Here is a 21,070-nt window from a genome sequence, read left to right on the forward strand (position 1 = left end):
ATTCAGCTTGGCGCGGCGGTTCCGTAGCCACTTGGTGCGGAATGCAGTGGCCTGGCGCCACAGCCGGGCTCCGTCGCGCCGGCTTTGTCGCAGGCGCGCAAGATGGCCCACTATCCGCCTGTCAAGGCACCCACGTCTCCGGTGATGATTGCCTCATTCATCGAGGCGCTGTGCGTCCTGACGTCGACTGACTGGCCCCCTGCGCCGTTCCCGCCATTTTTCGAACTCCATGCCCACCAGCAAGGTTGCGGCGAGGATAAGCAACATTCCCCATTCGCGTAGCGAAACCGGCGTGATCTGCAGCGTGTCGCTCAGTCCTGGAATGTACATAGCGCCGATGTGCAAGGCCTGCGCGCCGAGAACGCCGAAAACGAGGAGGGGATTGGCGAACAGTCTTTGACGGAAGACCGAGAGGTGTTCAGAACGGCTGTTCAAGGTCTGGAAATTCTCGAAAAGGACGAAGAGAAGGAGCAGAAGGTTACGCGCCTGCTCCACGGGATAACCCTGCTGGAGCAACCAGTAGAACACGGCGAAGCCTCCCACGCCCATGACCAGCACGGAATGCCAGATGCGGCGGATCATCACGCGATCCAGGATCGGCTCGTTCGGACGGCGGGGCGGATAGCGAAGTTCGTCGCCTTCCGCCGCCTCGGCGGCGAGTGCCACGTCCTGTATGCCATTGGTGACCAGGTTGAGCCACAGCAACTGGACGGCCAGCAAAGGCATGGGCAATCCCAGGGGTATTGCCAGCAGGAACAGCACCACTTCCGCCGCGCCGGTCGATACCAGCATGAAAACCACCTTACGGATGTTGGCGTAGGCGACGCGCCCCTCCAGGATGCCGTTGACAATCGAGGCAAAATTGTCGTCGGTGACGACGATATCGGCGCTTTCCTTGGCCACATCCGTGCCGGCCCGGCCCATCGCCACGCCGACATGGGCATGCTTCAGGGCTGGGGCGTCATTCACGCCGTCGCCAGTGACGGCGACAAAATGTCCGTTGCGTGAGAGAGACATGACGATCGAGAGCTTCTGTGCCGGATCGACGCGGGCGAAAACACGGGCATGGCGCGTCAACTTGTCGAGTGCCGCTTCCCCATTCTGTTCGGCGCGGCGCACTGTTTCACCCGTCACCACCTGGTCCGGTTTGAATACGAAGCCGGCCTGCTCGGCGATCACGCTTGCCGTTCGCGGATCATCGCCCGTCACCATCGCTACTTCGATGCCGGCACGATAGCAGTCGCGGATGGCGTTCGGCACTTCGGGGCGCACCGGGTCCTGCATTCCCGCCATGCCGAGAAACGTGAGATCCCCCAGATGGTGATGGGCGTACCCGTCATCCGGCGTCGTGTCGATCTCCGCCTGGGCGAATGCCAGGACGCGCAGGCCCATTCCGGCGAGATCCTCCTTCTGGCGTAGCAGAGACGCGCCATCGATCGGCAATGGTCGGTCGCCAGCATCCATCTGACTGGCCATCGCTATCAGCGTTTCGGGCGCGCCCTTGACGAAGATACGGACACGGCCCTTGCGGCGGTGAAAGGAGGCGGCGTATTTGAGGTCCGGCTCGTAGGGGATGCGCGTGATGAGTGGATAGTGCGCGGCGATTTCCTCCTGCGCGATCCCACCCTTGCGGGCTGCCGTCAGCAGGGCGACATCGACGGGGTCGCCGTGCCGGCTCCAGCTTCCCCGCTCCTTGAACAGGCGCCCCTCATTAGGCAATGAAGCCGCTTTCAGAAGGGCGGATGCCCGCAACGAGGCCTGCGCGTCGTCGCCGGGCGGCGACACGATTGAACACGCGTCGAGATCCTGGCCCGCCTCGCATTTCAGCCACGTACCGTCCGGCAGCAGGATATCCGTGACGGTGAGTTCGTTCATCGTCAGCGTGCCGGTCTTGTCCGTCGCGATCATGGTGCAGGAGCCAAGCGATTCCATTGCCGGCATCTTGCGTACGATGACATTTACCCGGGCCATCCGCCGCATGCCGATGGCCAAAGCGACGGAGATCGCGACGGGCAGCCCTTCGGGAATTGCGCTGACCGCAAGACCGACCGCAAGCATGAACAGGTCGCGATAAGGAATGTCGCGCAGAAGCCCGACCGCGACCAGCAGAAGAATTGCCAGGCCGACAGCGATCGCGATCATGCGCGAAAAGCGCTCCAGGCGTATGAGGAGTGGTGGCTTGGATATCGAGCGCTTGCCGATCTCCTCCGCGATCTTGCCGATCTCCGTCGCGCCGCCGGTCGACACGACGATACCTCGTCCGCGTCCCCGCGTGATCATGGAACCGGCATATGAAACGGTAGGTTCCGTTTCTTCACCCGGCGATGAGGCTCTCTTTTTCACCGGCCTGGATTCGCCGGTCAGCAGCGACTCGTCGCATTGAAGGTCCTCGCTGTGCAGGAGCTGAATATCGGCCGGAACCCTTGCGCCGGCTTCGAGGAGGACCAGGTCGCCGGGCACGAGTTCGCGTGCGTCGATCCTGCGTTGCGCCCCATCGCGGACTACCGACGCTTGCGGTTCTTCCAGATTTCGGAGTGCCGCCGCCGCCCGCCCGGCCGAAAATTCCTGTGCGGCTCCTATGATGCCGTTGCTCATCAGGACAGCGCCGATGAACAGCGCGTCCTTTACGTCTCCCAACGCCAGCGAGACCACGGCCGCAAAGAGAAGGATGTAGATCAGCGGGCTTAGGAATTGCCGCAGGAATACGGCGGCGAGAGATGGCGTGTACGGCTGGGGGAGAGCATTCGGGCCGTATTGTTCAAACCTGGCGCGCGCCACGGCACTGGTCAGCCCCGATACGGGAACAGCATCCGGGGTTGGCGCATCGTTCGTCTGCGAAAGGACCAAGTCGTTCATGCTTCCGTTGACACAGGTTCCCAGAAAATAATGGGCAGGCTTCGCCTGATCCGTGCCCCTTCGGTTTTCACTGCCGCGGCAACCTGTTTGGCACACGGCCAAATTCGATTGTTTGTCTTGAATCAAAACCAGCGCGTTCCTCATCCCATTGCCGGTGCCGCGGCGATCGAAGGCCCGGGTAAGGCTTGGCGGAGGACACCCTCATGGCGAGGCTGAAGGGAGCAACTCGTTGGCCCGAGAGCGCTCGCCGATTTTGATGCAAGTCAAGGCGAAAACGCTTGCCTTGGCTATCCTATGCCACGTTCCCGAGAAGGGTGTTCACATGCTCAAAAGTGTTCTCGTTGCCCTGGACGGCTCAAGCTCGAGCATCGCTGGTGCCAGTTTCGCGCTTCGCCTGGCCAGTCGTCTGCACGCAAGTGTGGAAGGACTGGGACTTGTGAACTCCGATTGGATCCAGCGCCCGCAGCCGGTCCCGATAGGTGGACTTGCCTACAAAAGGGCACTTGACCTCAAGCTGCTGAATAGCGCTGACGAACGCATCGATGCCGTGCTGCATGCCTTCGGTTCCGATGCGCGGCGGGCGGGCATAACATTTTCCACCAAGCGGATCGATGCCGATGCGCTTTCAAGCATCGGTACCGAATCCATCGAGCACGATCTGGTGGTGGTGGGACGAAACAGCCTTTTCGACGCTGAGGGGGAGCTTGACAGGATTCCACTCTGCGTGGATCGCATCGTCCGTAGCGGGCTGAGGCCCGTCGTGGTGGTTCCGGATGCTGATAAGGGCGGTCGGGCGGAGAATGACGCTGCCCCCCTGCTGGTTGCCTTCGATGGAAGCGCTGCCGCTTCCCGCACACTCCATATGCTGGCTCTGCTTGGCATCGCGGCGGAGCGGGACGTGCATATCCTGACTCAGAACAACAGGTCTGAACGGCAAGCCGCGGCCGAGGCCGAGCGCGCATGCGCGCTACTTCGTCGGCACGGGGTCGCACGGGTAAAGGGGGTGGGACTGGGCGATATGCAGGCCGGCACGCCGGCGGAAGCAATCCTCGGGACGGCGAAGGTGTTGGGCGCCGGCATGATCGCCATGGGTGCCTACGGCCATAGCGGTATTCGCGAGATATTCGGCTCATGCACGCGAGCGGTCCTGACCGAAGCCCGGCTGCCGCTCTTCCTGCATCATTAGACGCCTGTGCCGCCGAAGGAAATGTCAGGCAACCCACGCTGTCTCGGGCCTTCGACGTTTAACGCAATCCCGCGTTAAGTGAGTTTTTTGCTCTCGCCGTGTCAGGTCCGGCCGGCGCGGTCGCGCGACATGCCGTAATCCTCGCTGCGTTCCACCGCGCGATAGAAATCGGCGAGCTGCTTGCCGCGCTCCGGCTTGAAGACGCGGCCGGCAATCACCACCGAAGCGATGCGGTCAATGCGGAAAGCGCGGAAATCGTCGCGCATCTCGCACCAGGCGACCAGTGTCCACACCTTGCCCCAGAACCACAGGCCCAACGGCCTGATGTCGCGCGCTGTGCCGCGGCCGGCCTCGTCGGAATAGTCGATGGTCAGCACCTGGCGTTTTTCCACGGCGCGCTCGATCAGGTCGATTGCTTCTCTAGCTGCATCGCTCACCACCCACATCGGCGTGTGGATCTCGGTGCGGGCGATGCGGTCCTTTTCTGCGTCGGGCAGCACGGCGCCGATCTTGACCAGCGCCTCGTCGGCGGCGCGCGCCATGGCTGCGCCGCCGAAGGCACGCACCATGCGGGCGCCAGCGACCAGCGCGACGATCTCGTCACGCGTGAACATCAGCGGCGGAAGGTCGAAACCCTCCCTCATCATGTAGCCAACGCCGGCCTCGCCGTCGATCGGCACCCCGGTCGATTGCAGGTCGGCGATGTCGCGGTAGATGGTTCGCTCGGAAACTTCGAGCCACGTGCCCAGCTTCTGGGCGGTGACCAGACGGCCACCGCGCAGATGCTGCACAATCTGGAAGAGCCTGTCGGCGCGGCGCATCGTATGGTCCCTCGGCGTTGTCTCTATGCATGTCGTTGCCCCAAAACCGGTTCCCACTTTTGGGCGACATGCATCATGGCTTCAGCCCTTCGCGCTTGCGCTGCGCGGCGACGAACTCCGCGCCGAAGGACAATTTCCTCGTTGTCGGCGTCTTGGCGTCGATCACCCGCCAGAAGGGTGCTACGTCGCTCAGCAACATGCCGCGCTCGAGATCCTCGTTGGCAGCCTCGGCCACCGTGCGCAGATGATAGCCGATGGTGACCGGACATGTCACTTCGGCACCGTGCTCGATGGCGAGCGCGGTGCGCAATGCTCTGATATCCATCTCCACGCCTTCGGGGATCGAACGGATGAAATCATCGACCTGACGTGCCGTCGGCACCAGCATCGGCTGGCCCTCGACGACGTCCGCCACCGTGCGCGGGGACGGCTTTATGCCGTTGACGCCTGGTGTGTTCAGCCTGTCGTTCCAGCTCTTCACCACGCGAATGTTCTCGTCCTAAACAAAAAGGCCGAAACTGTTGCCATCGGGATCCAGGCAATAGGCGAATGTGCCGGCCGGAATGGAGATCGCCGGCGAGACGACCTGGCCGCCATTTTGCGTCACCCGCTCCATGGCGTCCTCAATCGGCGCGGCCACCGACAAATGAATGGTCGGTCCGGTTCCAGGTGCCGCCGGCTTGCCGGGATAGACGTGGCCCGATGCGGTCCGATCCTGTGCCGTGAACATGGCGATCGGGTTCGGCCCGCTTTCCTCTAGCGCTAGCTCATTCCCGAGCACCGATGCATAGAAGGCGCGGGCGCGCGCCATGTCGGTGACAGGTATCTCGAACCAGGCCGAGGCTTTCGCGGGGATGAAGGCCATGTCTCTCTCCTGAACTTGCTGCTTTATTGCACGCCGCTCCTGACAACATAGTGTCAGGAGCCTTCACCAGCCTTGCCACCTACATCCGGGAGCTGCGGCGCTGGTATCAATCCTTGCAAAAACCTCAGTTGTCGTTCCTGCGGGTGCCGGCATACATGTCAGGCCAGCCGATGTCCTTGCGGAGGTCCGCCGGCAACCCGTCCATGAACCGCTGGGTGCGGATCTCGTTGCGCATTGTCCGGATCTTGCCGACATAATGCTGCACGCTGCGCAAAATCGTAAAACCGTTCATGACTAGCCTCCTCTGTTTCGATGGAAGCATCATCGCACACCCCTACTGACAGCAGTCTGTCAGGAGGGTGTCGGTGTCGGCGATTTGCCTTGTGAGGGGCCTTCGCAGCTGGCCGTGATGCTGGAGCGCCGCGCGTCCTTGGACGCGCAAGGACACTCCAACAGCTTTGAGTTTACGCATCGTGCTTTCCGAAAATCGATTTCGATTTTCGAGCCGATGCGCTAGTCAAAAGCGGCATGTCGAAACTCCTCGCGCTCGTCATCATTGCCATGATGGTCATCCAGCTCATCAAGCCGCTCGGTTGGCCGGGGCTGAAGCGGCGCAGCGATTTCTGGAAGCTGGCGCTGCTGGCCATGGCGGCGATCTCGATAACGGCGGTGCTGGGGCATTGGACATAGGCCGAATTACCTGGCCCTGTAACGGTCACGCGTTCAGCACCAGGCCGACGAGATGTTCGGCCCAGGCCCGGTAGCCGGCTTCCGAGGCATGAAACCCATCGGAAGCAAAGCCGGCTTCCGGGTCGGTGATCGGCAGGCGCGGCGCCGGCACCGCGCCGCGCTCTAGGCAAAGGCGCTCGCCCATCCGGTTCATCTCGGCAGCGCGGATTTCAAGGATCTTGCCGAGCAGCGGCGGCATTGCCGGCGCGCGGGTGAATTCCAGCACCGGCGACCACACGACGCGCGCCTCCGGCCATTTGGCGCGCAGCGCGTAGAGCAGGCCGCCGAATTCCTTCTTGAAGCGCGGCACCGAGTGGAAGTTCTTGGTGTCGTTGGTGCCGATGGCAAGCACAATATGCGTCCACGGATCGGCCGACAGGTTGGGCAACACATGGTCGCGGATCTGGCCTGATGTCGCTGAATTGAAGCCGGCCGCCCGCCAGCGCACGGCCTGACCGGTGCGTTGTGAGATCAGAACGGCCAATTGCGCGGCGAGCCCGTTCTCGGAATGGCCGATGCCGACCGAAGCGGCCGAGGAATCGCCCAGCACCAGCAGCGAGATTGCCGGCGCTCCGCCTGCTATCTCGTGCATGACCGGCCCCTGCGCCGGCAGCATGCGGGTGGTGCGGCGGCGCACGCCGAGCCCCTGCCAGATATAGACCGGAAAGGCGAGCCAGGTGAGGAGGGCTGGAAGACGCATGGCGATACCATAGAGCGGATTACAACCAGCCTTTAGCGCATGTGGCGCCGCAGGTGAATTGCAGCGGTCGACGACGGGTCAATCGCAACATTCATGCCCTGTCTCCGGTCTGTCCTGATATTCGTCATGCAGCCGCACCCAGTCCATCAGCCCGTGATAGGGGCCGGTTTCGTTGCGACCCTTCGGAGTCATGTCGAGATAATGGTAGGCGCCGATCAGTGGGTCACCGCCGCGGGCGCGTGTCATGAAGGTCAGGAAGATGTCGCCGGCCTCATCCCGATAGAACACGCTGGCGCCGGGAAGATCCTTCGATTTGCGCGCGCGCTGGTCGAAATTGTAGGTGGTGTCGCCGGCCGCGATCTGCTTGTCGGTGAAGGAGACCTGCATGTCGAAGTTGAAATCCGAGGCGTAGGACGACACCCAGTCGAACTTCCAACCCATGCGCTGCTTGTAAGGCAGCAGCTCGGCCAGGGGCGCCCGCGCCACCACGACCAGCGACACGTCGTGATGCCTCAGGTGCTGGTTGGCGCCGTCAATGTGGTCGGCGAGGAAGGAACAGCCTTCGCAACGGTAATCGGCGCCCGGCCCGAACATGAAATGATAGACGATCAGCTGGCTCTTGCCGGCGAACAGGTCGGCCAGTTTCTTCGGCCCCTGTTCGGTCTCGAAGACATAGTCCTTGCGGATCTTCAGCCACGGCAATTGCCGGCGTTCGGCGGCGATGCGATCGCGAAACCGCGTCAATTCCTTCTCGCGCGCCAGATGCGCCTTGTGCGCCTGGAACCAGTCTTCGCGTGAAACGGTCTTGTTGTTTGGCATGAGCCTGCTCCTCTTTTACCAGAGGACGTTCGGCAGAGGCGCAAGCCGACACGGCTGGCGCTTTTTTCTCACACAGGATTGTGGTGGCTTCGTCCAAACGAAACCCGGGCGCTGGCCCGGGTTCAACAAATGCGGAAAATTTCGTCAGGCAGCCTTTTCCAGCGCCGGTTGCCATTTTCCGAGGGCCGCCAGATGGTTCATGTGGGCGCGGTGGGCGAAGGCGGCCTGGCCGGCTGCGACATTCGCCGCCTTGCCGCTCCATGCCTTCTGAGGGGCCGCCTGCAGGGCGCGGCCATAGGAGAAGGTCAGCTTCCACGGGTGCGGGCCGATGGCGTTGATGGTGTTGAGGTTGGCGGTCGCTTCCTCGTCCTCCTGACCGCCGGAGAGGAAGGCGATGCCAGGCACCGCCGCCGGCACCGTTTCGCGGAACAGTTTTATGGTCTTCTCGGCGACCTCTTCCGGACTGCTCACCTTGCCTGATTTCTTGCCGGCCAGCACCATGTTCGGCTTCAGGATGGTGCCTTCGAGAACGACACGCGCGGCATGGAGTTCGGTGTAGAGTTTTATCAGCGTCGCCTTGCTGATGTCGTAGCAGGTGGCGATGTCGTGGGCGCCGTCCATCAGTACCTCCGGCTCGACGATCGGCACGATGCCAGCCTCCTGGCAAAGTGCCGCATAGCGGGCCAGCGCATGGGCGTTGGAGCCGATCGAGGTGGCGGAAGGCACGCCCCTGGCAACATCGATATCGATCACCGCGCGCCATTTGGCGAAGCGGGCACCCATCTTGTAGTATTCGGCGAGGCGCTCGCGCAGGCCGTCGAGGCCCTCGGTGACGGTGTCGCCGGGAAAGCCGGCCAGAGGCTTGGCGCCTGCGTCGACCTTGATGCCGGGAATGGCGCCCGCAGCCTTGATGATGTCGACCAGCGGCGTGCCATCGGCGGCCTTCTGGCGGATGGTCTCATCATAGAGGATGACGCCGGAAATGTATTTGGTCATCGCCTCCTTGGCGCGGAACATCATCTCGCGATAGTCGCGGCGGCTGTCGGCGGTCGATTCGACGCCGATGACATCGAAGCGCTTCTTGATGGTGCCGGAGCTTTCGTCGGCGGCGAGCAAGCCCTTGCCATCGGCCACGATCGCGGCGGCGATATCCTCGAGACGTTCACTCATAGTGGTTCTCCCTGAATTGGTCCGGGCCTAGCAGATCACCGGAGCAAGGGAGGTTCAAGTCGAACCGCTGCACCGGACCAGGCGCGAATCGATTGAAAGTCGCAGGCGCCCCTTCTTAGCCTTCTCGTTTCAGGGCTTCAGCGCGTCGACGCCGGGCAAGGGTTTGCCTTCCATCCATTCGAGAAAGGCGCCGCCGGCGGTCGAGACATAAGTGAAATCGTCGGCGACGCCGGCGTGGTTGAGCGCCGCCACCGTGTCGCCGCCACCAGCCACCGAGACCAGCTTGCCAGCCGTGGTGCGCGCCGCGGCGTGCCTGGCCGCCGCAACCGTCGCATGGTCGAACGGCTCGATCTCGAAAGCGCCGAGGGGGCCGTTCCAGACCAGCGTCGCGGCGCGGTCGATCCATTCGGCAATGGTCTTCACGGTCTTTTCGCCGACATCGAGGATCATCGCGTCGGCCGGCACCTGCGATATGTCGACGGTCCGGCTGGCCGCGCCCGCCTTGAACTCCTTGGCGACGACGCCGTCGACCGGCAGGATGATGGCACAGCCGGCCTCTGCCGCTTCGATCATGATCTGCTTGGCGGTGCCGGCGAGGTCGTGCTCGCAGAGCGATTTCCCGACATCGGTGCCGCGCGCGGCAAGGAAGGTGTTGGCCATGCCGCCGCCGATGACCAGCGCGTCGACCTTCTTCACCAGATTCATCAAGAGGTCGATCTTGGTCGAGACCTTGGCGCCGCCGACGATGGCGACAACCGGACGGGCAGGATTGCCGAGGCCCTTTTCCAGCGCGTCGAGCTCAGCCTGCATGGTGCGGCCGGCAAAGGCCGGCAGAAGCTGGGCCAGCCCCTCCGTCGACGAATGGGCGCGGTGCGCGGCGGAAAAGGCGTCGTTGACGAAGATGTCGCCATTGGCGGCGAGTTTCTCGGTGAAGGCCGGGTCGTTCTTTTCCTCGGCCTTGTAGAAACGGGTGTTTTCGAGCAGCAGCACGTCGCCCTTGTTCATGGCGGCGACCGCGCTTGCGGCCGTGTCGCCGATGCAGTCGGACGCAAAGCGGACAGGGCGGCCAAGCACTTCCGCTGTCGCCCGGGCGATCGGCTCCAGCGAGAATTCGGGGGTCGGACCGTCCTTGGGGCGGCCGAAATGGGCAAGCAGGATAACCTTGGCGCCCTTGCCGGAAAGCTCGGCAATGGTCGGCGCGATGCGCTCGATACGGGTGGCGTCGGTGACCTTGCCGTCGGCGACGGGAACGTTGAGGTCGACGCGCACCAGCACGCGCTTGCCGCCGATGTTGCCGATGTCGTCCAGTGTCTTGAAGCCGGCCATGCTGATCCCTTTCGCGAAAAATCGGGGGACCATACCCCGCGCCAACGATGATGCAAGGGTTAGGCTGGGCGAAGCGGAAAATATGATCCGACCTTTGGTATCGGAGCCGTCAGGTTTCGGTTGCTGCTTTTTCGACGACTGGTTCCGGGGTCGGTTTCACATCCGCCTGTGCCTCGGCAATTGGCGTCTCGCCAACCTGCGCTTCGGGCGGTTTGCGCCAGTTGCGGATGAAGGCGGCGATGCGGTCGGCGATCTCGCCGGCGCTGAGGAACACCGGCACCCGCGCCACGGGCGCGGTCGGTTCAAAGGAAAGGCCGAGGCCCGTGATCCTGCCCTTGTCGTCGACATCGCGGACAATCAATTCGATCGGACCAAGCAGCACGCGGTCGGCATATTCAGCATGGCCGCCGAGCCGCGCCGTCACCAGGGCACCGACGGTCAGCTTGCTTTCCTCCTCGGTCAGGCCGGTCGAATAGGCGGCTTCCAGCTCCGCGGCCGAGCGCGCCGGATCGACGGCGAAGGCGCCGAAGAAATCCGCATCCTCGGGATCGACCACCGCGCGACTGGCGAACAGCTTGTCGAGCAAGCGTGGGTAGCGGTCCGGCACGAAGATATAGACGTGGTCGCCGGCGGTCAGCCTGCCCATGTCCTGGAAGCGCATCGAGCGACCGTCGCGCAGCACCAGCGATGGTCGCGCCCAGCGCGGAATGCGCTCGCCGCGCGCCACCGGGCTGCCATGCGCCACGCGATAGGCGAGCAGCTCGTGATGGGCGGAACCCGGCAGTTCGAGCTCGACCTTGTCCAGCGGCCCGAGGCGGGCCGGCACGATCAGGCCCAGCCGACGCGCCAGTGGGCCGACGGTCCATCCCTGGATGACCAGCGACACCAGCACGACGATGAAGGCGATGTTGAAGATGAAGCGGCCGTTCTCCAGGCCCCCGAGCACCGGGGTGATGGCGAGCAGGATCGACACGGCGCCGCGCAGGCCGACCCAGGAGATGAAGGCGATCTCGGGGCGCGGCAGGCGAAACGGGATCAGGCAGAGCCAGACGGCGATCGGCCGCGCCACGAAGATCAGGAACAGGCCGAGCAGCACCGCCGGCACCAGGATCGCCGGAAATTGCGAGGGCGTGGCGAAAAGGCCGAGGATCAGGAACATGATGATCTGCGCCAGCCACGACATGCCGTCCTGGAAGCGCTTGAGGATGGTGACGGCGCGGATGTCGGAATTGCCGGCAACCAGGCCGGCGAGATAGACCGCGAGGAAGCCGGAGCCGCCAATGGCGCCAGCGGCGGCGAACACCATCAACGACAAGGTCAGCACGAAGATCGGCAGCAGGCCGTGATCGAGATTGAGCCGGTCGACGAGCCGCACGATGGCGAGGCCGCCAAGCACGCCGACGACGGCGCCAAGCCCCATATTGATGAGGAAGCCGAGGAAAAGGTCAGTGACCAGCATCTTGGCTTCGGGGTCGGCGTGAGCCGCGATGATCTCGACCAGGGTGATGGTCAGGAAGATGGCGATCGGATCATTGGTGCCGGACTCCACCTCGAGCGTGGAGCGCACACGCTCGCGCAGGTTGATCTCGCCGGCACGCAACAGGAAGAAGACCGCCGCCGCGTCGGTCGAGGCGACGGCGGCGCCCAGCAAGAAGGATTCCAGCCATGTGAGATCGAGAAAATAGTGGGCGGCGGCGCCGAACAGGCCGGTGGTCAGCAACACGCCGAAGGTTGCCAGCGACAGTGCCGGCGCCGCCGCCTGCCGCAGCGCGTTGAGCGGCGTGCCAAACCCGGAATCGAACAGGATGACGGCTAGCGCCAGTGAGCCGGCAAAATAAGCCAGCCGCGCATTGTCGAACTCGATGCCAAGGCCGTCGGTTCCGGTGGCAAGGCCGATGCACAAAAAGAGCAGCAGAAGAGGGGCGCCGAAGCGGAAGGCGATCAGGCTCGAAAACGCGGCGGCAACGACGAGCGCGGTGCCGACCAGCGTTACGAGATAGATCGCATGCTCCATCCGAATTTGCCCCTCACTTTCGTGTCCCTCTCGAATTACGGGAGAGTGAGGCGAAGACGTGACCAGTGCAAGGCGGGAGGGCGGCTTTTTGGCCTATGCCGCTGATTTTCGCAGGTTTTGACGCTCGGAACACAATCGTGCCGGCCAAAGGGCGAAGCGGTCCTGCTCCAACAAAAACGCCCGGACGAAGCCGGGCGTTTCAGGCCGCGAGGAGAGGCGATCAGGCGATGGTCTTGCCGAAAGCGACCGATGTGTCGCCCATGCGGTTGGAGAAGCCCCATTCATTGTCGTACCAGGACAGCACCGAAACGAAGTTGCCGTCCATGACCTTGGTCTGGTCGAGCGCCATGACCGAGGAGCGCGGATCGTGGTTGAAGTCGATCGACACGTTCGGATGATGGGTGACGCCGAGGATGCCCTTCAGCTTGCCGTTGGAAGCGGCGATCACCGCCTCGTTGATTTCCTGCACGGTGGTCGAGCGCTTGGCGATGAACTTGAAGTCGACGACCGAGACGTTGGGGGTCGGCACGCGGATCGAGATGCCGTCGAGCTTGCCCTTGAGGTCAGGCAGCACGAGGCCGATCGCCTTGGCCGCACCCGTCGAGGTCGGGATCTGCGACAGCGCCGCGGCGCGGGCGCGGTAGAGATCCTTGTGCATGGTGTCCAGCGTCGGCTGGTCGCCCGTGTAGGAGTGGATCGTCGTCATCATGCCCTTTTCGATGCCGACGGCTTCGTGCAGCACGGCTGCCAGCGGCGCCAGGCAGTTGGTGGTGCAGGACGCGTTGGAGATGACGATGTGGTCCTTGGTCAGCTTGTCGTGGTTGATGCCATAGACGACAGTGAGGTCGGCGCCTTCGGCCGGCGCCGAGACGATGACGCGCTTGGCGCCGGCGGTCAGGTGCGCGGCGGCCTTGTCTCGCGCGGTGAAGATGCCGGTGCATTCGAGCGCGATGTCAATGCCGAGTTCCTTCCACGGCAGCTGCGTCGGATCCTTGATCGCGGTGACCTTGAAGGTCTCCTTGCCGACGGTGATCTTGTCACCGGAGACCGTCACTTCGTGCGGAAAGCGGCCATGCACGCTGTCGTAGCGCAACAGATGCGCGTTGGTCTCGACCGGGCCGAGGTCGTTGACGGCGACGACGTCGATGTCCTTGCGGCCGGATTCATGGATGGCGCGCAGGATGTTGCGGCCGATGCGGCCGAATCCGTTGATGGCAACTCTGACGGTCATGTTTCTCTCCCTGGGAGCTGGAAGGCAATTTGGTCCGCAGCTTCATAGCGGCGGACGGGCAAAGAATCCAGCCATACACGGCTTGGATTTAAATCGATTAGGTTGGGCCAGCCCATCAAACCGCTGCACGCGGAGCGGTGGGCTTCTCCTCAACCTTACTTCCCGTGCAGACGGGTCTCCGCCGCCTTGGCCGCGGCTTCGGCGGTGATGCCGAAATGCGGATAGAGCTGTTCGATCGAGCCCGAAGCGCCGAAGCCGCTCATGCCGATGAAGATGCCGTCGATGCCGATGAGATGATCCCAGCCCTGGCGGATGCCGGCTTCGATCGCCATCTTCACCGGCGCGTCGCCGATCGTCTTCCTGCGGTAGGCTTCGCTCTGCCTGTCGAACAGTTCGAAGCAAGGGACCGAGACGACGCGGGTCGGGTGGCCATGCTTCTCCAGCAATTCGCGGGCGGCAAGCGCGATCTCGACCTCCGAACCGGTGGCGAAGATCGTCACTGCCGCCTCGCCGCTGGCAGCGGCCAGTTCATAGGCTCCTTGACTGCTGAGGTTCTTGGCCGAGAATTCGGTGCGCACCGTCGGCAGGTTCTGGCGGGTCAGCGCCAGCGTCGACGGCGTCTTTTCCGTCTCGAGGGCCAACTGCCAGCACTCGGCGGTCTCGACCGCGTCGGCCGGGCGGAAGACGTTGTGGTTCGGAATGGCGCGCAGTGCCGCCAGATGCTCGACCGGCTGGTGGGTCGGGCCGTCCTCGCCGAGACCGATGGAATCATGAGTCATGACGAAGATCGAGCGGATACCCATCAGACAGGCAAGGCGCATCGACGGACGGGCATAGTCGGAGAAGCACATGAAGGTGCCGCCATAGGCGATGAGGCCGCCATGCAGCGTCAAACCATTGATCGCGGCGGCCATGCCATGCTCGCGGATGCCGTAATGGACGTAGCGCTGGCCGTAATCGTCCGGGGTGATGTTCTTGGTCTGGCTGGTCTTGGTGTTGTTGGAACCGGTCAGGTCGGCCGAGCCGCCGATGGTTTCAGGCACGGCGCCGTTGATGACTTCCAGCGCCATCTCCGACGATTTGCGGGTGGCGACCTTCGGCTTGTCGGCCGACAGCTTCTTCTTGTAGTCGGCGATAACGGCGTCGAAGTTCGACGGCAGCTTGCCAGCGATGCGGCGCTCGAACTCAGCCTTCAGTTTGGGCTCGGCGTTGGCGAGGCGGCCTTCCCAGTCGGTGCGGGGCTTGGCGCCAGCCTTGCCGGCGGTGCGCCAAGCATCGAGGATGTCGGCTGGAATCTCGAAGGGAGGATAGTCCCAGCCGAAGAACTTCCGCGCGCCGGCGATTTCCTCGGCGCCGAGCGGCGAGCCGTGCGCCTTGTTGGTGCCGGCCTTGGTCGGCGCGCCGAAGCCGATTGTCGTCTTGCAGGCGATCATCGTCGGCTTGTCGGAGTGGCGGGCAGCCTCGATCGCATAGGCGATCGCTTCGGGGTCCTGGCCGTCAATGTGGCTGGCGTTCCAGCCAGAGGCCTGGAAGCGGGCGACCTGGTCGGTGTTGTCGGCAAGCGAGACCGGACCGTCGATCGAGATGTTGTTGTTGTCCCAGAAGACGATCAGCTTGTTGAGCTTGAGGTGCCCGGCAAGCGCGATGGCTTCCTGGGAAACACCTTCCATCAGGCAGCCATCGCCGGCCAGCACATAGGTGTAGTGGTCGACGAGGTCGTTGCCGAAGGCGGCGTTCATGATGCGCTCGCCGAGCGCGAAGCCGACCGAATTGGCAAGGCCCTGGCCGAGCGGCCCGGTCGTCGTCTCGATGCCCGTGGCATGGCCGTATTCGGGATGGCCCGCGGTCTTCGATCCGAGCTGGCGGAAGTGCTTGATCTGGTCGAGGGTCATGTCCTCGTAGCCGGTCAAATGAAGCAGCGAATAGAGCAGCATCGAACCATGGCCGGCCGACAGGATGAAACGGTCGCGGTCCGGCCAATGGGGGCTCTTCGGATCATATTTCAGGAAGCGCGTGAACAGCACCGTGGCGATATCGGCGCAGCCCATGGGCAAGCCGGGGTGGCCGGAGTTGGCCTTCTCGACGGCGTCCATGGAAAGAAAACGGATCGCATTGGCCATCCGGTCATGTTGTTCACGCGACGTCATGGTTCCTCCGGGGGTGGGGTTTGGAGCCTTGGGAGAGGCCCTGGAAAGGCTGCGCGACACATAGCAGGCGCGGCCCTTGAGTCAACAAATCGGTGCGTTTTTGCCGGTCTTGTGATGCCGTAACCCCGCTACATTAGCGTTAGCGGGGGACAGTCGCGAGAGCTTTATTGACGTCACCTTCACACGGTGGGTAATGTTTCCGACATAACGCGTTCTGAACGTGAATGATTCGGTGATGGGCAGGGCGCAGGACGAAAGCCATGACCGGGGAAACGACGCTTAAGGAAGTTATCGCCAGGCTGGGTAAGGCCATCGAGGGGCTGGAAAACGCCGTGGCGGCCAAGCTCGAGAACGAGCGGGACTATTCGGAGGCCGAGGCCGAGGTGCAGCGCATGAACGCTGACCGCTCGCGGCTGGCGCAGGAACTCGACAATTCCGAAGCGCGCGCCGAACGGCTGGAGGATGCCAACAAGGAAGTCTCGCGCCGGCTGGTGACCGCCATGGAAACCATCCGCGCCGTGCTGGACAGATAGGGGCTGGCCCAATGGCACAAGTCACGGTTTCCATAGACGGCAAACAATACCGCATGGCCTGCGACGAGGGTCAGGAAGAGCACCTGATCGATCTCGCCGAGCGCTTCGACCGCTACGTCTCGCATCTGAAGGATTCGTTCGGCGAAATCGGCGACCAGCGGCTGACGGTAATGGCCGGCATCATGGTCATGGACGAGCTTTCCGAATTGCAAAAGCGCGTCAAGGGCATGGAGACTGAAGTGCTGACGCTGCGCAAGACGCGCGACGAGGCGCTGACCAAGGCCGACAAGAACGACAGCGTGCTGACCGGCGCGCTTGGCGCGCTGGCCCAGCGCATGGAGGATCTGGCGACGACGCTGGCGACGAAGAGGCCTGAGCCCGGGCATTCTCAATAGAGCGGCCTGTCTCCTTCGGAGGCACATCGCCCCGGCAGTTTAAACTTCGCGGCAGGAATTCCTTCTGCATTTGCCGAAAGCAGACGAAAATTATTCGTCACCGACAGCAATGCCGGTGGCAACTGGCGTTTGAAGGATGGCGCCAGAGTGGTAGAAAGGTGGAGCGGCGCCTTGATGAGGGGCCGGCAGCAATTTAGGGGTAGGGAAACGCCATGAGTCTTCGCATCAACGACATCGCACCGGATTTCACCGCCGAGACCACGCACGGGCCGGTCAGCTTCCATGAATGGATCGGCGACGGCTGGGCGGTGCTTTTCAGCCATCCGAAGAACTTTACACCGGTCTGCACCACGGAACTCGGCACGATGGCCGGGCTGGAAGGCGAGTTCAAGAAACGCAACGTCAAGATCATCGGCATTTCCGTCGATCCGGTCGCGGACCACGCCAAATGGCAGGGCGACATCAAGACGGCGACCGGCCATTTGGTGCAGTATCCGCTGATCGGCGACAAGGACCTCAAGGTCGCCAAGCTCTACGACATGCTGCCGGCGGGTGCCGGCGAGACCTCGGAAGGCCGCACGCCCGCCGACAATGCCACGGTGCGTTCGGTCTACGTCATCGGTCCCGACAGGAAGATCAAGCTGGTCCTCACCTATCCGATGACGACCGGCCGCAACTTCGATGAAATATTGCGTGCCATCGATTCCATGCAATTGACCGCCAAGCACCAGGTGGCGACACCGGCGAACTGGAAGCAGGGCGAGGATGTTATCATCACCGCCGCCGTTTCGAACGAGGACGCCATCAAACGTTTCGGCGCTTACGAGACGATCCTGCCCTATCTCAGGAAGACCAAGCAGCCTACAGGCTGAGCCGACAGGACCGCTGCGAATTTCATTGTTCTTGCTTCTGCGAGCATGGGATGCTTGACGGCATCGTATCCATGGGCAACCATGCTCTTCTTTTGCCGTGGCAGAGAAAATCATTCCTGTCTCGGCAAAGATCAGGGGAGCCGGGATTGGACGCGTTATCGGCCACGCTGCAGGTCACAGGCTTTTACGACAAGCCGAGCGGGTCCATCCAGTATGTCGTCGCCGACACGGCGACGCGCCGATGCGCCATCATCGATCCGGTTCTCGATTTCGACGAAAAGTCCGGCGCCACGGCGACGAAAAATGCCGACACCCTGCTCGATTTCATCAAGGATGAGCGATTGGTCGTCGAATGGATCCTCGATACCCATCCGCATGCCGACCATCTCTCGGCGGCACACTATCTGCGACAAAAGACCGGAGCGCCCAAGGCGATCGGCGACAGGATCGTCGACGTCCAGAAATTGTGGAAGGTGATCTACAACTGGCCGGATTTTCCAGCCGACGGTTCGCAATGGGACAAGCTGTTCGCCGATGGCGATACCTTTTCGGTTGGCAACATTCCAGCCCGGGTGCTCTTCTCGCCCGGCCATACGCTGGCCTCGATCACTTATGTGATCGGCGATGCCGCCTTCGTCCACGACACGCTGTTCATGCCGGACAGCGGCTCGGCAAGGGCGGATTTTCCTGGCGGCAGCGCCGCGCGGCTGTGGCGCTCGATCCAGGACATCCTGGCGCTGCCGGACGAGACGCGCCTGTTCGTCGGCCATGACTACCGGGCCGGCGGGCGCGAGGCGCGATGGGAAAGCACGGTCGCGGAGCAGAAGGCGGGGAATATCCACCTGGTTGCCGCGCACACCGAAGCCGATTTCGTCGCCTTGCGTGAGGCGCGCGACAAGACACTGCCGATGCCCCGGCTGATCCTGCACGCGCTGCAGGTCAACATGAACGGCGGCCGCCTGCCGGAACCGGAAGCCAATGGCCGGCGGTATCTGAAGTTTCCGCTGGATGGGCTGAGATAACAAAAAAGCGGCGCCAGTTTCCTGACGCCGCCTTTCTGTTTCATTGCCGATGCCGGCTTAAGCCGCCGGCTGCGCCTCGATGGTGCGCAAAGCCTGCGTCTGGCGCTTGGCCGCGGCCTTGACCGCGTCCTGCACCTTCTCGAAGGCGCGCACCTCGATCTGGCGCACGCGCTCGCGGCTGATGTCGAACTCGGCCGACAGTTCCTCCAGCGTCAGCGGCTCCTCGGCCAGGCGGCGCGCCTCGAAGATACGCCGCTCACGATCGTTGAGCACGGCAAGAGCGCCGGACAGCATGCCGCGCCGGTTTTCCAGCTCGTCCTGCTCGATCAGCATCTCTTCCTGGCTTTCGTGGTCGTCGACCAGCCAGTCCTGCCATTCGCCCGATTCACCTTCGCTCGCCCGGATCGGGGCGTTGAGCGAAGCGTCGCCGGACAGGCGGCGGTTCATCGATACGACTTCGGCTTCGGAAACGTTCAGCCTTGTGGCGATCTCGGCGATCTGGTCGGGCTTCAAATCGCCGTCGTCGAGCGCCTGGATCTTGCCCTTCACCTTGCGCAGGTTGAAGAACAGACGCTTCTGGTTGGCGGTCGTGCCCATCTTGACCAGGCTCCACGAGCGCAGGATGTATTCCTGGATCGAGGCCTTGATCCACCACATGGCGTAGGTGGCGAGGCGGAAGCCACGCTCCGGTTCGAATTTCTTGACGGCCTGCATCAGGCCGACATTGCCTTCCGAGATCACCTCGCCGATCGGCAGGCCGTAGCCGCGATAGCCCATGGCGATCTTGGCGACGAGCCGCAAGTGGCTGGTGACGAGCTTGTGCGCGGCCGTGGTGTCCTCATGCTCGGCATAACGCTTGGCGAGCATGTACTCTTCCTGCGGCTGAAGCATCGGAAAGCGGCGGATTTCTTCCAGGTAGCGGCTGAGGCCGCCTTCGCCGGAAACGATACTGGGTAGTGACTGGGCCATGATAGCGCCCCCTCTCTATTGGAGTGATGCCCCCGAAACGCGGCGGGCATGTGACGCGAGCACCAAAAGGCTCGCTCGCGACAACCGGTATATATAGGAACAAAACCAGAAAAGACAGGCATTTGTTCAACACGAAACAGTGTGTCACGCTGAAGTGAACAAGACCAGTCAGGTTTCTTGATGGCTAGCTTAAGGCTTGTTGATGTCAGGTTCAGAGCTTGCGGAAGCCGCCGACAAGTTCCTCCATGTCCCTTGGCATCGGCGCCTCGAACCTCATCGTTAAATGGGTGGTCGGGTGCCGGAATTCAAGAAGGCGGGCATGCAATGCCTGTCGTGAAAATGCCTTCACCAGCGCCTTGAGCGGCTCGGGCAGCCGGTTCGCCTTGGTGCGGAAGGCCTGGCCGTAATCGGGATCGCCGACGACGGGATGGCCGATATGGGCCATGTGGACGCGGATCTGGTGGGTGCGGCCGGTCTCCAGCCGGCATTCGACCAGGCTTGCCGTGGCAAATTCGCGCTGTTGTTCGCCAAAGCGCTCGACCACCGTGAAATGGGTGACAGCGTGGCGGGCGTCGTCGCGGCCCTCAGGCACCACGGCGCGGCGCACGCGGTCGGCGGCGCGGCCAAGCGGCGCGTCGATGGTTCCCGCCGGCCTTGGCGGTATGCCCCAGACCAGCGCGAGATAGGCGCGTTTGAGATCGCCTGTCAGGCCGTGGTCGGCAAACGCCTCCGACAAGGCCTTGTGGGCGCGGTCGGTCTTGGCGACGACCATCACGCCGCTGGTCTCCTTGTCGAGGCGATGGACGATGCCCGGCCGGCGCACGCCACCGATGCCGGAAAGACTGTCGCCGCAATGATGGATCAGCGCATTGACCAGCGTGCCGGTCCAGTTGCCGGCGCCGGGATGCACGACCAGCCCCGCCGGCTTGTTGATGACGATCAGCTCGCTGTCTTCATAGAGGATTTCGAGCGGGATGTTCTCGCCTTGCGGCTCGGCCGGCTCCGGCGCCGGCATGTCCACCGAGACGCGGTCGCCGGCGGCCATCTTGCGCTTGCCCTCGTCGACCGGCTTGCCGCCGATGCTGACCGCGCCTTGCCGGATCAGCATCTGCACGCGGCTGCGCGACATGTCCGGGCCGAGCTTGCCCGCCAGCCATTGATCAAGGCGCTGGCCAGCCGCGTCGGTTCCAGCCACCACCACCGTCGATCCGCCCTCTATCAATTCGGGGACCTCTTCGTTATGAGCGCTCATCGAAAATTGTTCCGGAATTCTTGCATGGCCAGGCCGCTTGCCGAGGAAGACCCAGACGTTGAAGGCCGGGAAAAGCCTCTCGACCCCGAAGTCGAAAGCGTGCGGAGGAAACTCGTGCGCTTCATGGCCATCAATCTCGGCCTGCTCTTCCTCGCCCTTATGG

The 21,070-nt window shown here is 63.2% G+C and carries 20 protein-coding genes and 1 pseudogene; 7 read left to right on the forward strand and 14 right to left on the reverse strand.

The features are described 5' to 3' along the window. Positions 1-153: 153 nt before the first annotated feature. Positions 154-2,856, reverse strand: coding sequence for a cation-translocating P-type ATPase (locus CN311_RS03575; RefSeq protein ID WP_097572022.1), 2,703 nt, complete (start codon positions 2,854-2,856; stop codon positions 154-156). A gap of 229 nt (positions 2,857-3,085) precedes the next feature. On the opposite strand from CN311_RS03575, the gene CN311_RS03580 reads away from it, so the two are divergent. Continuing rightward, the gene (locus CN311_RS03580; RefSeq protein ID WP_245440718.1) at positions 3,086-4,042 is read left to right on the forward strand and encodes a universal stress protein; all 957 of its coding nucleotides are present in this window, start codon (positions 3,086-3,088) and stop codon (positions 4,040-4,042) included. Positions 4,043-4,143: 101 nt separating this feature from the next. Here the strand turns inward: CN311_RS03580 and CN311_RS03585 are convergent, their stop codons facing one another. The 4 genes from CN311_RS03585 to CN311_RS03600 all read right to left on the reverse strand — a co-directional run bounded on the left by CN311_RS03585 (position 4,144) and on the right by CN311_RS03600 (position 6,020). Beyond that, a complete protein-coding gene (locus CN311_RS03585; protein WP_006327961.1) occupies positions 4,144-4,863 on the reverse strand; it encodes a helix-turn-helix transcriptional regulator in 720 nt (239 codons plus the stop codon). Between the two features lie 73 nt (positions 4,864-4,936). Next, the gene (locus CN311_RS03590) at positions 4,937-5,344 is read right to left on the reverse strand and encodes a hypothetical protein (RefSeq protein ID WP_097572040.1); all 408 of its coding nucleotides are present in this window, start codon (positions 5,342-5,344) and stop codon (positions 4,937-4,939) included. An 18-nt stretch (positions 5,345-5,362) separates the two neighbouring features. Next, positions 5,363-5,728: a VOC family protein gene (locus CN311_RS03595; protein ID WP_097572023.1), complete on the reverse strand. Its 366-nt coding sequence runs from the start codon at positions 5,726-5,728 to the stop codon at positions 5,363-5,365. A gap of 124 nt (positions 5,729-5,852) precedes the next feature. Beyond that, the gene (locus CN311_RS03600) at positions 5,853-6,020 is read right to left on the reverse strand and encodes a hypothetical protein (RefSeq protein ID WP_097572024.1); all 168 of its coding nucleotides are present in this window, start codon (positions 6,018-6,020) and stop codon (positions 5,853-5,855) included. A gap of 236 nt (positions 6,021-6,256) precedes the next feature. On the opposite strand from CN311_RS03600, the gene CN311_RS03605 reads away from it, so the two are divergent. Beyond that, positions 6,257-6,418 carry a hypothetical protein gene (locus tag CN311_RS03605; RefSeq protein WP_008873884.1) on the forward strand — a complete coding sequence of 54 codons (162 nt, stop codon included), beginning with the start codon at positions 6,257-6,259 and terminating at the stop codon, positions 6,416-6,418. A gap of 25 nt (positions 6,419-6,443) precedes the next feature. Here the strand turns inward: CN311_RS03605 and CN311_RS03610 are convergent, their stop codons facing one another. From CN311_RS03610 to tkt, 7 genes are all read right to left on the reverse strand, one after another. Next, a complete protein-coding gene (locus CN311_RS03610; protein WP_097572025.1) occupies positions 6,444-7,157 on the reverse strand; it encodes an SGNH/GDSL hydrolase family protein in 714 nt (237 codons plus the stop codon). A 78-nt stretch (positions 7,158-7,235) separates the two neighbouring features. Then, on the reverse strand, positions 7,236-7,976 hold the full coding sequence (locus tag CN311_RS03615; RefSeq protein ID WP_097572026.1) for a DUF899 domain-containing protein: 741 nt from the start codon (positions 7,974-7,976) through the stop codon (positions 7,236-7,238). Positions 7,977-8,120: 144 nt separating this feature from the next. Then, positions 8,121-9,146 (reverse strand): class I fructose-bisphosphate aldolase, encoded by a 1,026-nt coding sequence (locus tag CN311_RS03620; protein WP_097572027.1) that lies wholly within the window; start codon positions 9,144-9,146, stop codon positions 8,121-8,123. Positions 9,147-9,275: 129 nt separating this feature from the next. Continuing rightward, a complete protein-coding gene (locus CN311_RS03625) occupies positions 9,276-10,472 on the reverse strand; it encodes a phosphoglycerate kinase (protein ID WP_097572028.1) in 1,197 nt (398 codons plus the stop codon). Between the two features lie 109 nt (positions 10,473-10,581). Beyond that, positions 10,582-12,486, reverse strand: coding sequence for a potassium/proton antiporter (locus CN311_RS03630; RefSeq protein ID WP_097572029.1), 1,905 nt, complete (start codon positions 12,484-12,486; stop codon positions 10,582-10,584). Between the two features lie 220 nt (positions 12,487-12,706). Beyond that, a complete protein-coding gene (gene gap, locus CN311_RS03635; RefSeq protein WP_097572030.1) occupies positions 12,707-13,717 on the reverse strand; it encodes a type I glyceraldehyde-3-phosphate dehydrogenase in 1,011 nt (336 codons plus the stop codon). A gap of 155 nt (positions 13,718-13,872) precedes the next feature. Next, positions 13,873-15,864: a transketolase gene (gene tkt, locus CN311_RS03640; protein ID WP_097572031.1), complete on the reverse strand. Its 1,992-nt coding sequence runs from the start codon at positions 15,862-15,864 to the stop codon at positions 13,873-13,875. A 260-nt stretch (positions 15,865-16,124) separates the two neighbouring features. Between tkt and CN311_RS03645 the strand changes: the two genes are divergently transcribed. The 4 genes from CN311_RS03645 to CN311_RS03660 all read left to right on the forward strand — a co-directional run bounded on the left by CN311_RS03645 (position 16,125) and on the right by CN311_RS03660 (position 18,686). Further along, positions 16,125-16,397, forward strand: a complete 273-nt coding sequence (locus tag CN311_RS03645) for a DUF4164 domain-containing protein (RefSeq protein WP_006327981.1) — start codon at positions 16,125-16,127, stop codon at positions 16,395-16,397. Positions 16,398-16,408: 11 nt separating this feature from the next. After that, on the forward strand, positions 16,409-16,792 hold the full coding sequence (locus CN311_RS03650) for a cell division protein ZapA (RefSeq protein WP_097572032.1): 384 nt from the start codon (positions 16,409-16,411) through the stop codon (positions 16,790-16,792). A gap of 212 nt (positions 16,793-17,004) precedes the next feature. Beyond that, positions 17,005-17,664 carry a peroxiredoxin gene (locus CN311_RS03655; RefSeq protein ID WP_097572033.1) on the forward strand — a complete coding sequence of 220 codons (660 nt, stop codon included), beginning with the start codon at positions 17,005-17,007 and terminating at the stop codon, positions 17,662-17,664. 146 nt (positions 17,665-17,810) lie between these two features. Continuing rightward, positions 17,811-18,686, forward strand: a complete 876-nt coding sequence (locus CN311_RS03660; protein WP_245440719.1) for an MBL fold metallo-hydrolase — start codon at positions 17,811-17,813, stop codon at positions 18,684-18,686. Between the two features lie 57 nt (positions 18,687-18,743). Here CN311_RS03660 and rpoH read toward each other — a convergent pair whose 3' ends face one another. Next, positions 18,744-19,655 carry an RNA polymerase sigma factor RpoH gene (gene rpoH, locus CN311_RS03665; RefSeq protein ID WP_097572034.1) on the reverse strand — a complete coding sequence of 304 codons (912 nt, stop codon included), beginning with the start codon at positions 19,653-19,655 and terminating at the stop codon, positions 18,744-18,746. 211 nt (positions 19,656-19,866) lie between these two features. Further along, positions 19,867-20,907 (reverse strand): RluA family pseudouridine synthase, encoded by a 1,041-nt coding sequence (locus tag CN311_RS03670; protein ID WP_097572042.1) that lies wholly within the window; start codon positions 20,905-20,907, stop codon positions 19,867-19,869. 24 nt (positions 20,908-20,931) lie between these two features. Between CN311_RS03670 and CN311_RS33250 the strand changes: the two are divergent. Next, positions 20,932-21,070, forward strand: a pseudogene (locus tag CN311_RS33250) (fimbrial protein); the annotation flags it as partial.

It is taken from the genome of Mesorhizobium sanjuanii (assembly GCF_002529485.1).
GTDB classification, from domain to species: domain Bacteria; phylum Pseudomonadota; class Alphaproteobacteria; order Rhizobiales; family Rhizobiaceae; genus Mesorhizobium; species Mesorhizobium sanjuanii.